General features: G+C 71.1%; 12 protein-coding genes. 3 read left to right on the top strand and 9 right to left on the bottom strand.

The window, feature by feature from the left end:
• Window positions 1-7: 7 nt before the first annotated feature.
• The 5 genes from AC5Y31_RS12275 to recC are packed head-to-tail and all read right to left on the bottom strand — an operon-like array spanning window position 8 to window position 9,025.
• Window positions 8-406, bottom strand: coding sequence for a type II toxin-antitoxin system VapC family toxin (locus tag AC5Y31_RS12275; protein WP_499980594.1), 399 nt, complete (start codon window positions 404-406; stop codon window positions 8-10).
• On the bottom strand, window positions 406-678 hold the full coding sequence (locus tag AC5Y31_RS12270; protein ID WP_499980593.1) for a type II toxin-antitoxin system Phd/YefM family antitoxin: 273 nt from the start codon (window positions 676-678) through the stop codon (window positions 406-408). The genes AC5Y31_RS12275 and AC5Y31_RS12270 overlap by 1 nt, the downstream gene beginning before the upstream one ends.
• A 39-nt stretch (window positions 679-717) precedes the next feature.
• Window positions 718-2,460, bottom strand: coding sequence for an exodeoxyribonuclease V subunit alpha (recD, locus tag AC5Y31_RS12265; protein WP_499980591.1), 1,743 nt, complete (start codon window positions 2,458-2,460; stop codon window positions 718-720).
• Window positions 2,457-5,759 (bottom strand): exodeoxyribonuclease V subunit beta, encoded by a 3,303-nt coding sequence (recB, locus tag AC5Y31_RS12260; protein ID WP_499980590.1) that lies wholly within the window; start codon window positions 5,757-5,759, stop codon window positions 2,457-2,459. The genes recD and recB overlap by 4 nt, the downstream gene beginning before the upstream one ends.
• Window positions 5,756-9,025: an exodeoxyribonuclease V subunit gamma gene (gene recC, locus AC5Y31_RS12255; protein WP_499980588.1), complete on the bottom strand. Its 3,270-nt coding sequence runs from the start codon at window positions 9,023-9,025 to the stop codon at window positions 5,756-5,758. The genes recB and recC overlap by 4 nt, the downstream gene beginning before the upstream one ends.
• A gap of 72 nt (window positions 9,026-9,097) precedes the next feature.
• Here recC and dsbE point away from each other — a divergent pair, with 72 nt between their 5' ends.
• From dsbE to AC5Y31_RS12240, 3 genes are all read left to right on the top strand, one after another.
• Entirely contained in the window at window positions 9,098-9,583 is a 486-nt protein-coding gene (gene dsbE / locus AC5Y31_RS12250) for a disulfide bond-forming protein DsbE (RefSeq protein WP_499980586.1), read from the top strand.
• Window positions 9,584-10,450: a cytochrome c biogenesis CcdA family protein gene (locus AC5Y31_RS12245; RefSeq protein WP_499980584.1), complete on the top strand. Its 867-nt coding sequence runs from the start codon at window positions 9,584-9,586 to the stop codon at window positions 10,448-10,450.
• A gap of 126 nt (window positions 10,451-10,576) precedes the next feature.
• The gene (locus tag AC5Y31_RS12240) at window positions 10,577-11,701 is read left to right on the top strand and encodes a 6-phosphofructokinase (RefSeq protein WP_499980583.1); all 1,125 of its coding nucleotides are present in this window, start codon (window positions 10,577-10,579) and stop codon (window positions 11,699-11,701) included.
• Window positions 11,702-11,945: 244 nt separating this feature from the next.
• Here AC5Y31_RS12240 and AC5Y31_RS12235 read toward each other — a convergent pair whose 3' ends face one another.
• From AC5Y31_RS12235 to AC5Y31_RS12220, 4 genes are read right to left on the bottom strand one after another with little or no spacing between them, the layout of a single operon-like run.
• Window positions 11,946-12,563, bottom strand: coding sequence for an RES family NAD+ phosphorylase (locus tag AC5Y31_RS12235; RefSeq protein ID WP_499980582.1), 618 nt, complete (start codon window positions 12,561-12,563; stop codon window positions 11,946-11,948).
• Window positions 12,556-13,071: a hypothetical protein gene (locus tag AC5Y31_RS12230; protein WP_499980580.1), complete on the bottom strand. Its 516-nt coding sequence runs from the start codon at window positions 13,069-13,071 to the stop codon at window positions 12,556-12,558. The genes AC5Y31_RS12235 and AC5Y31_RS12230 overlap by 8 nt, the downstream gene beginning before the upstream one ends.
• A 9-nt stretch (window positions 13,072-13,080) precedes the next feature.
• Window positions 13,081-13,920 carry a cytochrome c biogenesis CcdA family protein gene (locus AC5Y31_RS12225; protein ID WP_499980579.1) on the bottom strand — a complete coding sequence of 280 codons (840 nt, stop codon included), beginning with the start codon at window positions 13,918-13,920 and terminating at the stop codon, window positions 13,081-13,083.
• Window positions 13,917-14,423, bottom strand: a complete 507-nt coding sequence (locus AC5Y31_RS12220; protein ID WP_499980578.1) for a redoxin family protein — start codon at window positions 14,421-14,423, stop codon at window positions 13,917-13,919. Before AC5Y31_RS12220 ends, AC5Y31_RS12225 begins: the two co-directional genes overlap by 4 nt.
• Window positions 14,424-14,465 lie beyond the last annotated feature (42 nt).

Raw genomic sequence — 14,465 nt, 5'->3', positions numbered from 1 at the left:
TGGGCGTCTACCGGCCCGGGGAAGCGGTCGGCAGGCCGAGGGCGCCGGCGGCGTCGAGCAAGCGTTGGTCATAACCAACAAACGCCGTCAACCTGGCGCCGAAAACCGCGTGGCCGGTGGCCAGATGAATGGCATCCAAGGACCGTAATGCCGGATCGGGATATGCCGCGGCGGCGGCTCGAACCACATCGTTCACCTCATAGCGGGAGACCCGTGCCACCATGGCTGGGACATCGGCCAGCAATGATGGCTCCGCCCGTCGGATAGCGCGAGGTAGTTCCACCTCGATCAATGTTGAGGAGACCCATGGTGTGGATTCTTGCGCGCCAAGCCAATCGGCGAGTGCATCACTTTCCGGTTCACGGCGGATGAGCTTTACCAGAGCCGACGTGTCCAGGTACAGCATCAGTAGCGCTCGTCGTCCCGCATCTCGCGGAGCAGTTCCCCGGCCTCGTGATCGGTACGAATAGGACCCGTTGGGCGAGGCGCCGGCCCGCTGACGGTCGCCGGCTGAAGTAGCCCAGCATTGATCATCTCGGCTAGTGGACTGTCCTGGGCTGGGACGAGCCGGGCGACAACCGTGCCCCGCTCGGTGATCTCAAGATGCTCGCCACGCTTGACCCGAGCCAGTACACCGGCGGTGTTCTGGTTCAGCTCACGGACGGGCACCTCAGGCATCCTCGTATTGTACTACCAATTTGTAGTACACGATCGAAATCATGCCTCGCGCAGCCGCAACGACAGCCCCGACGCCCGCACCGCCCGCCGATCCAGCGCGGCACGGATCTCCTCCTCGGAACCGACCACCCGCACCTTGTGCTTGGCGCGGGTCACCGCGGTATAGAACAGCTCCCGGGTCAAAAGGCGCGACTCGACCGGCGGCATCAGCACCGTCACCACGTCGGCCTCACTGCCCTGGCTCTTGTGGATGGTCATCGCATACATGCTCTCCACATCGGAGAGCCGGCCGGTGGCGAAATCCACCGGGCCCGCCGCGGTGGCGATCACCGCGCGCAGCCCATCGGCGCGCGCTGTGACCACCCCGGTGTCGCCGTTGCGCACTCCCAGTCCGTAGTCGTTGGCGGTGATCAGCAGCGGCCGCCCGGCATACCAGTCCGCCCACGCCGGATCCCCGGTCTGCTCGGATACCCAGCGCCGCACCTGACGATTCCAGTGGTTCGCCCCGTGCCGGCCGTCGCGGTGCGCACACAGCAGCCGGTGCTCGTCGAGATTGCGCAACGCCTCACCGGCGTCACCCAGTAGCGCCGCCTGGCGCACCCGCAGCGCGTGCGGCACCGCGATCTGCGCCAACTTGTCGGCCAGGGCGGCCGGGCCGGCCACGTCGATCCATTCCCGGTGCTCATCATCGGAGCCCAGCAGCGCGATCACGGTGTCACCGTCGCCCTCGCGGATCGCCGCCGCCAGCTCACCGATCGGCTTCTTGTAGCGGTGCGCGGTCCGCAACGTCGCCACCCGGGTGCCCGGCCGCGCCGCCAACCCCTCCACCAGGTCGGCCAGCACCGCCCCGGCCTCCACCGACGCCAACTGGTCGGAATCACCCACCAGGATCAGCCGGGCGGTCGGGCGCACCGCCTCGAGCAGCCGGGCCATCAACGTCAGCGACACCATCGACGTCTCATCGACCACGATCACGTCGTGCGGCAGCCGGTTGGCCCGATTGTGCTTGAACCGCGACGAATTGCCCGGCCGCGACCCCAGCAGCGCGTGCAGCGTGCGGGCCTGCAATCCGGCCAGCCGGGCCTGATCCACCGGATCCAAATCCGCGACCTGACCGGCGACCGCCTCGGTCAGCCGGGCCGCGGCCTTGCCGGTCGGTGCGGCCAGCGCGATCCGCAGACCCGGGCGGCCCGACCCCTCGGCCTGCTCGGCCAGCAGCGCCAGCAGCCGGGCGACCGTGGTGGTCTTGCCGGTGCCCGGCCCGCCGGTGAGCACGGTGACGGCCTGGGTCAGCGCGATCTCGGCGGCGCTGCGCTGTTCGTGGTAGTCCGGCGGGAACAGCCGCTCGAGCGCCGCCGGCTCGGCCGGCCCGGCGTGTGGGGTGGACAGTGCCAGCAGATCAGCGCAGACCTGCTCCTCCTCGCGCCAGTAGCGGTCCAGGTAGAGCAGTCGATCGGCGTACAGGCGCAGCACCTGCTTGGTGACCAGTGCGTTGGCGCGCACCGCGGCCAGCCACGCCGCCGGTTCCGGCCAGGCCAGCTCCGGCAGCTCGGTGCTTGCCGCTACGGTGGCCAGCTCCACGCAGACCGACCCGGTGCGCAGCGCCCGCACCGCCAAAGCGACTGCCAGCGCCACCGATGCGTCGGCTTCGCCGCCCAGCGCGCAGACCCGTTGGGCGGTATGCACGTCCGCCGCCTCCAGCACGCCGGCGTCGTTGAACTCCCGCAGGATGCCGGTGGCCGACCGCGCCACCCGCCACGACAGCGGGTCATCGATGCTCACGCGGTCACCCCCTGATGCAGCAGATCGGACAGCGCGATCACCAGTGCGGCCGGCGGGCGCCAGCTGAACACCCCGGCCGGATGCCCGTCGAGAATCGGAGTGTCCGGCCCGCACATGCCGCGCACGAACAGGTACAGCACCCCGCCCAGGTGCTGCTGCGGGTCGTAACCCGGCTGGCGCCACCGCAAGAACCGGTGCAGCACCGCGGTATACAGCAGCGCCTGCAGCGGATAGTCCGAGTGCAGCATGGCCTCGGTCATCCGCGCGAAGCTGTAGTCGGCGGCGGTCTCACCGAGCTGATTGGTCTTGTAGTCGACCACCAGATAGCGCTGATCGGGCAGGCGCAGCACCACATCCAGCGAACCGGACAGGTAGCCGCGCAGCGACTGCCCACCCAGCGTGTCGGAGAGCAGCCGGTCGGCGTAGACCGCGAACGGGTCCCCGGGGGCCAGGTGTTCGCGCAGCAGTGCGCCCACGTCGGCGACCCGGACCTGCGGCGCCGCACCGGCGACATCGCCGCCGGCCAGCGGGATCTCGAACTCCAACTCCCGCAACCGGTCCGGCAGCCCGATCTGGCGCAACGTCACCCCTTCGGCTAGCGGCCCCAGCGAGGTGTCGTGCATCGGCACCAGGGCCGCGGCGAGCTCGTCGGCCTCGACACCGATCGGCCACCACGGCTCGTGGTCGCGCACCTGCGCGGCCAGCTCGGCGGCCAGGTCCGCCGCGAACGGGTCGGCGGTCTCCAGCACCGCGTGCACCAGCGACCCGAACGTCGTGCCGCCGGGCAGATCCGCCATCGGGGAGCGCACCTCCGCGCCGGTGGGCGGGGCCGCCTCGGTGACGGTGACGTCCTCGGACTCGTCGTCGCGGGCGTGGGTCTCCGGCTCGCTGCGCACCCCGCTTTCGGCTTCGGCCTGGGCGCCGCGGATCAGCGCCGAATAGGAGGTGCGCCGCCAGCCGGTGTCGATGGATCGGTGAAAGTGCCGTACCGCCAAGTCTTTCGGGGCCGCCGGCCTCGGTAACGGCGTCGGTTGCACCACCTCGGAGTGCTCGGCCACCGGTCCGCCGGCGTCCTGCCACGTCTGGAACACCGCCCATGCGTCGTCGTCGCTGATCTTCGGCACGCAGCCGATCGGCACTTCGACACTGCCCACCGAGCGGCCGCGCAGCAGCCGGGACAGCCCGCTGTTGGCCTCGTCGCGGCTGGGGCCCCACCAGGCCACCACCTGCGACTGCGCGCGGGTCAGCGCGACGTAGGTGTTGCGCAGGTGATCCAGGGCCTCCTCGACGTGGTGAAATTGGTTGGCGCGACCCCGATCCGGGCCGTCCTCGCCTCCGACATACAGGCAGCGCGTCTCGGAGCCGTCGGCAGCCGGCTCGTGATAGAGCAGGTCGCCCTTATCGCCGATGAACCGGTTGAACAAGAACGGCAGGTACACCACCGGGAATTGCAGCCCCTTGGCGGCGAACACCGTCATGATCTGCACCGCCCCGGCATCGCTGTCCAGCCGGCGACTGCGTTCGGTGGCGCGGCTGGTGCGGTCCTCGCACTGTTTGCGCAGCCAATCGCGCAGGCCGGGCAGCCCGAGCCGGTCGGCGTGCGCGGTCTCGTGCAGCAGCTGCCCGATGTGGGCGCAGTCGGTCAGTTGCCGCTCGCCACCGCGCTGGCTGAGCACCCGCCGGCCCATCCCGGCCAGTTTGGCCGCCTCGAACACCGCGGCGATGCCGCGCAACCGGGCGTGGTCGATCCACTCGCGCAGCGTCTGCGCCACCCGGTCGGTGAGGTCGTCCCCGCCGGCGGCCAGGGTCTCGGCAGTCTCGCCGAAGAACATCGTGCACGCCGCGGCCCGCACCAGGCCGCTGCGGTGCGGGGCGTCGAACGCCTCCAGCAGGCACAGCCAGTCCGCGGCCGCACGGGAGACGAACACGTCCGCATCGCCGGTGTAGACCACCGGAATGTCCAGCGCGGTCAACGCGTCCCGGCACAGCGCGGCGTCCTCGTGCCGCTCGACCAGGATCGCGACATCCCCGGCGGTGATCGGTCGCCCGTCGTAGGTCGCCGCCGAACCGAGCAGGGCGGCGACGTCGGCGGCCAGATCACCCGGGATATATTCGCGCAGTGCGGGTATCGGGATGTCCTTGACGGCCGAGCAGCCCACGGTGGGCCGGTCGACCACTCGAAGCCGAAACGGCGCGTTGTGCGGCGCCCCGGCCAGCCGCTGCCCGCGATGGTGGGCCTGCACGGCGGGCACCACGATCTCCGGATGGCCCAGCTGCACCCCGCCCAGCACCACCTGCAGGGCGTCGACCAGGTCGGAGTCGCTGCGCCAGTTGGTGTCGAGGGTGCGATGGTCGTCGGCGTTGCGGGCGGCGGCCAGGTAGGTGTAGATGTCGCCGCCGCGGAAACCGTAGATGGCCTGCTTGGGATCGCCGATCAACACCAGCGTCGAATGTCCGCGGAAGCCGGCGTCGATCACCTCCCACTGCACCGGGTCGGTGTCCTGGAATTCGTCGACCATCACGATCGGCCAGCGCCGGCGCATCCGCTCGGCCGCATCGGAATCACTGCGCCGCAGCGCATCTCGCAGCAGGGTGAGCAGGTCGGTGTAGCCGAGGATGCCGTGGCGGCGTTTGCGGTGCGCCAGTTCGGCCAGCACCTCTCTCGCGAAGTCCAGTCGTGCGGCGGCCGCCGAGCCGGGGTCGGGGTTCGCCGGGCGCAGCTGTGCGGCGGGCTCCTCGACCACCTTGGCGGCCAGGGCCAGTGCCTCGTCACGGCTGAACGGCGGGGGACCCTCGGCGTGACCGAAGTGCGCCAGGTAGCGGTCGTCGACGATCTCACCGACCAGATCGGCCAGGCTCTCCAGCAGCGTCAGGGTCTCGTCGGTGTCACCGGCCACCCCGAGGGATTTCAGTACCAGCGAACAGAACTGGTGGATGGTGACGATGGTGGCGGCGTCGAAATCGGCCAGTGCATCCCGCAGCCGGTCGTGCCGGGCGCTGCGCAGGTCGGCGGGGCCGTCGAGCAGGTAGCGCTCCAGGTCGTTGGCGGCGGCCCGCGCCCCGCCGAGCACCGCCAGCGCCCCGGCGACCAGGGTGCGCACCCGGTCCCGCAGCTCGCGGCTGGCCAGCCGGCCGAAGGTGATCAGCAGCAGCTCGTCCGGGCGGGCCAGCCCGTCGGCGAGGTAGCGGGTGGTCAGACCGGCCAGGGCGAAGGTTTTGCCGGTGCCCGCGCTGGCCTCCAGCACCACCGTCGAGCCGGCTTCCGGCAGCGGCCCCAACAGGTCGAAGCTGCGCGTCATGGCTGTCCCTCCGCGGCCAGCAGCGGTGCCCACAGCCGCACCGCCAGTGCGCCCAAACGGGTGCCCTCCCCGTCGATCTCCTCACCGGGCCGCGGGGGACCGAGCAGCCGGCTCAGCGGGGCGTTAGCGCCCCACACCTTGGCGACCGCCTTGTCGGTGCAATCGCCGTAGGTGCCGCCCCAGACGAAGCGGGTCTTCCACAGCGGGTCATCGCCGTCGCGCCGAGCCTCCGCCCAGGCGCACGACGTCGCCAGCGGCAGCGGGATCGGTTCGCGGCGGCCGGCGTCGTAGATCGCCACCAGCTGGCGCAGCACCGCCCGCGGATCCGCTCCCGGGCCGAACAGCCGCTGGCTGATCGGGGTGCGCCCGCCGCGGCCGATGCACAGCGCCGACCATCTCTGGCCGGGATGCTGGGCGGCCAACGCCTGCAGCGCAATCCAGTCCTGCAGCACGTGTTTGGCCGCCAGTTTGGAATAGGTGACCGACACGGTGCGGGTGCCGTACACCCCCGGGACGGTGCCGGACAGCCGGCGCCCGCCGCCCAGATCGACGTCGACGTCGTAGGCGGCCGGGTCGCCGCGGCGGTGGCCGATCGCGGCCTCGGCCAGGGTGCGGGCCAGATCGCGGATCTCGCAGGCGGTTCGCATCCCGAGCCGCCCCGGTGGCAGCGTGCCGCGGCGCCACTCGGCGTTGGCCGCGTCGTCGGGGTGCATGCCGCTGAGCATGTCGGTGAGCATCCGGTCGCCGACGCCCCAGGTGGCCAGGCCGTCGATCTCAACGGGCATGGCGTCCTCGACGCCGTCGACCTCCCACGGCAGCGTGTAGTCCAGCGCGCGGAAGAAGCCTTTGACCGGGTCTTTGAAGAAGGCCAGCAGCTCGGCCAGTTCCACATCGCCGGCCGGCGGCGTCAGGATCGCGGTGAACTGCTCCGGGGGTTCGCTGCGTTTGCCGGCGGCGGCTTCGGCGGCGGTGCGCGCGGTCGGATCGAAGGTGAACGGGCCGGGACGGCCCAGCGCCCCGGGCGTGACGTTGCGAATGTCGAACGGCTGCAACGGTTGTTCGACGATGACGCGGTGCCGTACCGGCTCGCCGGTGGTGGCGTCCAGCGCGTCGAGCAGCTCGGCCAGCGGCACCGCCGGCGGCTGGGTCTTGCCGGAGTGTTCGTCGGCGCCGGTGTAGGTGATGACCAGTGTCTCGGTGGCCGCCCCCACCGCATCCAGTAGCAGCTGCCGGTCTTGCGCGCGCGGGTCGTGTTCGCCGGTGTGCGGCCGCCGGGCCAGGGCGTCGTCGCCGTTGACATGCGCGACCCGGGGAAAGACCCCGTCGTCCAGCCCGACCAGGCACACCACCCGGTGCGGCACCGAGCGCATCGGAACCAGGGTGCACACCGTCAGCCCGCCGGTGCGGAAGTTCGCCCGGGTCGGGCGGCCGGCCAGCCGCCCGGCGAGCAGCGCGCGCACATCGGGCAACCGCAGCTCGGTGTCGGCCCGCGCGTCGGCCTGGGCCAGCACGTCGGTGAACTCCCGGTGCAACTGGCCGGCCTGCCAGCCGTCGTCGGCGGAGACCCGGGTCAGCGCGGCCACCCCGTCGAGCAGGGCGGTGATCCACTCGCTGAGCGGCGCCGCCCCGGTGAGCGCGTCAGCTGCGGTCTGCAATCGGTCGACGAACTCAGCCAGCCGCCCGGCCAGCTCCACCTGATTGCTGCCCACATCATCGAGCGGCAGCGCGGTGTCCAGCCAGGCCCGCGAGTCATCGGACATCGCGACACCGGTCAAAATCCGATCCAGCCCGAACCGCCAGGTGTTGTGCTGAATTTTGGCCAGGCCGTACGGTTCCCGGTGCGCCGCATCGAAGCTCCACCGGATGTTGGCGCTGCGCACCCAGCCGGTGATGACCTCCAGGTCGTCGTCGGTGAACGCGAACCGGGCCCGCACCGGCGCCGCCTGCGCGAGGTTGAGCACGGCACTGGCGGTCACCCGGCTGTCGGTGACGTCCAGCAGCGCGGCGGCCACGCCCAGCAGCGGATTGGTCTGCACCGGCGCCCGGTCGGCCAACTGGACCCGCAGCAGATGCGCCGGGTGGTTCTCCCCGGCCAGCTCGCCGAGCCCGAAGCCGGCGACGATCAGCGGCGCGTAGGCCTCGATATCCGGGCACATCACGACGATGTCGCGCGGCTGCAGCGTCGGGTCGTCGGCCAGCAGGCCCAGCAGCACTTCGCGCAGCACGTCGACCTGCCGGGCCGGGCCGTGGCAGGAGTGCACCTGCACCGACCGGTCGGTTTCGGCGAGCACCCGCCCCTCGGGTCGGATCGCGTTGGTCGCCAGATCCGACTGCAGCCAACCCAGCAGCGTGTCGGGATTCGGTGAGCTGCACAGGTATTCGTCGGTATCCGGCTGCGGTAGCCCGCGTTGCAGCTCGCGCAGATCACGCCCGAGCGTGCGCAGCAGCGGGTGCTCGGCCGCGGTGCGGCTGGTGTCCTCGCTGCGCGGAACCACCCCGTGCACTCCGCTCAGCGCCTGCCACAACCGATCCGAGGGGTGCGGCAGCCACAAGTGCAGCTCGTGGTGGGTGGCCAGCGCACCGAGCAGTTCGATGTCGGTGCACGCCAGTCGGGTGTGGCCGAACAGCGACAGGCGCGGTGGCAGTGTCTCGGCGGGCGCCTGGCGCAGCCGGGCCAGGGTCTGCTGGTGGCGGACGTGCGGAGGGTCGATACCCACGGCGGCGACCAGGGCCCGCCACAGCGGCGGCTGCCAGGCCAAATCGGCGTCCAGATCGCCCGGCGCCGCGTCGAGCCAGTCGGCGAGCAGCTGCGGGCGCTGGCGGGCGTAGGAGGCGAACAGCCCGGCCAGTCGCCGCGCCACCGCGTAGCGCCGGCCGCACCGCACCTGCGCGTCGTCACCGGTGTGGAAATGGCCCAAATGCGTTGCCAGCGTGGCACACCAGGGCTCATCCAGGCTGGCGTCGATCACCGACAGCAATGGCCAGCTCATCGCATCCGGCGACCACGGATCGTCGTCGCCGGCGCCGGTGATCTCGGCGATCAACGAGATCGGGTTTCGGAACTGGACCCCGGCGCAGACCCCGTCACCCCCGGACCCGGCGCCGAGCACATGGGCCAGCCGCTGGGAGAGCCAGCGTTCCACCCCGCGCGCCGGCACCAACACCAGCTCCTGGGCGAACGGATCCGCCGGCGGCGTCGCCAACAGCGCGCCCAGGCGGTCGGCGAGGACGTCGGTGCGCTCGGCGCGGTGCAGGTGCAGTCCCATCGCGGCCACCATAAACCGCGGCACCGACAGCTCGGGCTGAACCATCGGCCGGTCGGGTTCGTGGTGCCTGTCATGAGGATCTACACCCTGGTACTGGCCGCCGTCGCCGCACTGGCTGTCGGGCTGGCCGGCCCACCGGCCGCCACGGCCGCCGACGAGCGGCTGCAGTTCACCACCACCACCGTCGACGGGACCCCATTCAACGGTGCGAGCCTGCAGGGCAAACCCGCCGTGCTGTGGTTCTGGAGGCCGAGCTGCCCGTTCTGCAACGCCGAGGCGCCGTCGGTGAGCCAGGTCGCGGCCGCCAACCCTCGGGTGACCTTCGTCGGGGTGGCGGGGCGCGCCGATGCGGCGGCCATGCGGGACTTCGTGGCCAAGTACCACCTGAACTTCACCAACCTCAACGACGCCGACGGCTCGATCTGGGCGCGATTCGGGGTGCCGTGGCAGCCGGCGTACGTGTTCGAGCGCTCCGATGGCACCTCGACATTCGTGAACAACCCGACTGCGGCGATGTCACAGCAGGAGCTGTCCGACCGGGTCGCGGCGCTGACGTAGGTGAACCACAACCTGCCCGGGCTGGCGTTCGCCGCAGGGTTGGTGGCGGCGCTGAATCCGTGTGGGTTCGCGCTGCTGCCCGCCTATCTGGCGTTGGTGGTGCGCGGTGAGCGGGGCGGCGGGTTGAGCGCGGTGGGGCGTGCGCTGGCGGCCACCGCCGCGATGACCCTTGGCTTTCTGGCCGTGTTCGGTGTCTTCGGGCTGCTGACCGTGACGGTGGCGGCGCGGGTGCAGCGTTTCCTGCCGTATGCCACGGTGGTGATCGGCATCGTGCTGATGGCGCTTGGTGTTTGGCTGCTGGCGGGCCGCCGGCTCGCGGTCGCCGCATGCGGCGGGCGGTGGGCGCCGACCGCCCGGATCGGGTCGATGCTCGGCTACGGGGTGGGCTACGCGTGCGCGTCGTTGGGCTGCACGATCGGCCCGTTTCTGGCGGTCACCGGGGCGGCCCTGCGCGGTGGCCTGGGCGGGGTGACGGCCTATCTGGCGTATGCGGCAGGGTTCGGGTTGCTGGTCGGGGTGTTGGCGATGTCGGTGGCGCTGGCTCGTTCGGCGCTGATCGACCGGTTACGCCGAATCACGCGCTATACCAGTCGGATCAGCGGTGCACTGCTGGTGGCCGTCGGGCTCTACGTCGGCTATTACGGCTTCTACGAGGTGCGGTTGTTCGAGCTGCGCGCCGGCGGGGACGATCGGGTGCTGGCCGCGGTCGGGCGCGTGCAGGGCACGCTCGCCGGGTGGGTGCACCAGCAGGGCGCGTGGCCGTGGCTGGCCGTGCTGGCCGTGGTCGCGCTGGGTGCGCTGCTGCGTGCTCGGCCGATGACAGCGCGGCCACCACAAACCCCCGACGTCGACGGGACTGCCTCGTAGGCTGGTGTGCGTGAAAGCGGTCAGCTGCAGCAGTGCGCAACTCGAGGTGCTGCGCTGCGGCACCTGGCTCCGACCGCATCACGCCAAGATCCTGATCGACCCGAAAAACCCTGTGCAGGAGGTTTCGTGACGCCTGGCATCAAACGCATCGCGATCAGCACCGGCGGTGGCGATGCTCCCGGCCTCAACGCGGTCATCTACGCCACCACCCTGGCCGCCCGCAACCGCGGCTGGGATGTCGTCGGGATCCGCGACGGCTTCAACGGGATGCTGCTGGGCGACCACTACGCCGACGGCGGGCTGATCGACCTGACCCGTGAACGGGTGCGCGGCATCATCCACCAGGGCGGAACCATTCTGGGCAGCACCAACCGCGGCAACCCGATCGCCTACCCCATGCAGCAGGCCGACGGCAGCTGGGTCGAGGTCGACCGCACCGAGGAGCTGCTCGGGCGTTTCGCCGAACACGGGATCGATGCGCTGGTCACCGTCGGCGGCGACGGCTCCCTGACGATCGGCAATCACCTGCACCAGGCCGGGCTGCGGCTGGTCGGGGTGCCCAAGACCATCGACAACGACCTGGACCGCACCGCCTCGACGTTCGGTTTCGACAGCGCCGTCGGGTTCGCCTCCGAATGCATCGACCGGCTGTTCTCCACCGCCACCTCGCACAGCCGGATCATCGTGGTGGAGGTGATGGGCCGCTATTCCGGCTGGATCGCCCTGCACGCCGGCATGGCCTCCGGGGTGCACGCCATCCTGCTCCCGGAGATTCCCTACCGCCTGGAACCGGTCGCCGAGCTGATCAACCAACGCGCACAACGCGGTTCGACGTACTCGATGGTCTGCGTCGCCGAGGGTGCCGCCCCGGTGGGCGGCACGCGCACGGTGGCGGCCACATCGGTGGGTCAGGCCGAACGCCTGGGTGGTATCGGCGCCAAGGTGGCCGCCGAACTCGAGGCGCTGACCGGGCGCGAATCGCGGGCGGTGGTGCTCGGCCACCTGCTGCGCGGCGGATCGCCGACGTCGGCGGACCGGCTGCTGGGCCTGCGGTTCGGGGCCGCCGCGGTGCGTGCCCTCGATGAGGGATACAGCGGGGTGATGGTGGCGCTCAACCCGCCGACGGTGGACTATGTGCCGTTGGCCGAGGCCACCAGTCGGCAGAAAACCGTTCCGCCGGACTGTGATTCGATTCAGACGGCGCGCGATATCGGTATCCGGTTCGGTGATGAGAGCGTCGCTGCGGGCTGAGCCCGAGGCCAGCGGCGGTGATCTTCCGGCGGGGTGGGGGATGTGATGTGTGCCCGGCTTTGAGCGACAAGCGACGTTATGTCGGCTTCTCGGGGCGGGGACGGGCGGTGGGAATCGGGCGCGGGGCGGGAATCGGGCGCTGGGCCAACCGCAGGTTGACATAATCGACGGTGTCGCTCAAAGGCGGGCACACGCCCCTATCCTCCGGACCGGTGACGGATGGGGCAGGCGGGAAACGATGCGCTCAGTATCCGATCGTAAACCCGTGCCGCAGCACCAGATCCGCTGTCACCTCGGGCCGCCCAGACAGCGGCCACGCCGCCACCTCGAACGCTTCGACGGCGAAGAACGCGTAGTTGACCGAGGTCTCCGGGGTGGTGCGCGACCGGTAGACGATCGCGTCCGGGCATTCCGCGGGCTCGGGCCACCAACGCCGCACCGCGTCGGCGAGCCGCTGACAGGTGGCCCACACCGCGTCGTGCTGACCGGTGCTGATCTGGTCGTCGACGCCCAGCGCGTCCAGGTTGCGTTCGGTGCGCAAGTCGAGCACCCGCAGATGCCGGGCGGCGGTCAGCCGCACCAGGTGGTGGTCGGCGTGGTCGGCCGGGATCATCAACCCGGTCAGCCGGTAGCGCTCCCGGAACGCCCCGAGCAGATCCGTTGCCCCATAGCGGGTGCGGAACATTCCCGACGTCGGGTCGAAGCGGTAGCGCGGTTCGGGGAACCCGTCCCAGGCCCACCGGCAGGGGTGCTCGGCGTCCAGGCGCCACAGCCGCGTTCCGCAGGTGATCCGGCGGCGGCGCAGCCCGGTCGGCCGGGCGTCGGGCAGTGGCGCCCGGTAGCCGGCGGGAAGCTCAGGCACCGAGCGCGGTCAGCATCCGCCGGGCGTCCGCCGCGGTGGCGGGGCGGCGCAGTGCCTCGGCGATCGAGATAGCGCCCAAGTCGTCATGGGTGAGCCGCATGATGCGGTCGGCGGCCAGCGGATCGGTGGTGAACCGGGCCAGCAACTCCAGGATCTCGGGCAGGTCGGCGCGCAGCCGGGCGTCGTCGAATTGCCAGGCCGGAAACCAGGTCTGGTTGCCCACGGCCGCGCCGATCACCTTGCCGCGGCTGCGCAGCCGGTGCACCGCCTGCGGAGTGCCCAGCCGTAGCAGCGTCTGAACCTTCGGGGTGGGCAGCGCCCCGGCGACGAAGTCGTCGATCAGGGCGGCGCGACGCTGGTCGTTCAGCGCGTGGGCGGCGATACGCTCCAAGGTGCCCTGCGGCGCCGTCGGTGCCTCCAGCAGGGCGTCGAGCACCTGGGCGAACCCGGCATCGGTGCGGGCGCGTTCGGCGACCTGGCGGGCGATGGGTGCGACGGCGGTGGGCATGCGTCCATGCTACCCGCGAGTGCGCCTAATTGAAACAATCGAAACCGATACCAGTGCCGCGACCGCTCCCAGCAGCGGCCAGACGCCCAGCGCGTCGACCCGATCGGCCAGCCAGGACTGCACCGCGCCGGCCGCGTGGATCACCGGATCGTCGGCGTCGGCGCCGGAGAAGTACAACCGGATCTCGTAGTAGCCGTAGTAGGTGACGTACAACCCGGTCAACAGCACGATCACCCCGGCGATGCGGCCCACATACGGCAGCACCCGGCGCAGCGCCGCCGTCGCCGACGAACCGGCCAGCGCCACCGCCAGCGCCGCGACGCCGACGGTGATGCTCATGCCCGCGGCGTAGGCGACGAACGCCAGCACCCCGGCCAGCGTCGAGCCCTGGTGGAAGGTCGTGCTGATCACCGCGAGAAACGGTGCGATCGTGCACGACAACGACGCGACCGCGTAGCCCACGCCGTAGCCGTACATCGACCCCAGCCGCGCCGTCGGGGTCCCGCCCGCCTTGGGCAGCAGCACCGAGATATCCCGGCCGGCCAGCAGCCAGCCGCCCATCGCCAGCAGCAGCACGCCGATGACCACGGTGGCGAACGGCAGATACTTCTGCGCCGAGGCGATCAACGGCGACACCGCCAGCCCGAAAATCCCGAACACCGTCAGGAATCCCGCCGACATCGTCACCGTCGCCGCACCGGCGCGGGCCAGCGCCACCGGACGCGAGGTGTCCCGGCTATCGGCGATCACCAAACCCAGATAACCCGGCAGAAACGCGAAGCCACACGGGTTCAGCGCCGCGACCAGCCCGGCGCCCAGAGCGAAACTCAGGGTGGCGGTGTCGATCACGCCGGCGTCAGCGCCTGCACCCGCGCACTCAGATCGGCTTCCGACAGCGAGCCCTTCACCACCTCGACTTCGCCGTCCGGGCTGACGAAGGCATAGGCGGGCTGACGGGTCACCCCGAACCGGGCCCACACCGCGGCGTCGGCGTCGTTGAGCTCGGTGAAGGAATCCACGCCGTATTTGGCGACGAAGTCCTGCAGCGCGCTCAGCTCATCGCGGGCGCCCACCCCGACGAACGTCACCGCCGGATGCGCGGCGGCCACCCGCGCCACCACCGGCGCGTCCTTCTGGCAGGTGGGACACCACGGCGCCCAGAACCACAGCACCGCCGGCCGGCCGTGCAGGCTCGAACCGGAGAACGCCCGGCCGTCCAGGGTTTGGGCGGTGAAGCCCAGCTGGGTGCCCTCGGCCGTGGTCCGCGAACCGCATCCCGTAGCTAGCAGGGCCGTCACGGCCACGAATACGGCGATCAGCAGACGCAGTCCAGGGGCTTTGGGAGCGGGCATGCCGCCGAGTATGCCAGCGGTGCCGGCCGGGCTAAGGTCGCT

The sequence above is a fragment of the Mycobacterium sp. NGS18 genome (genome assembly GCF_059813185.1).
Note: the sequence above shows the minus strand (reverse complement) of the source record. Positions and strands in the feature narration are given on the sequence as shown.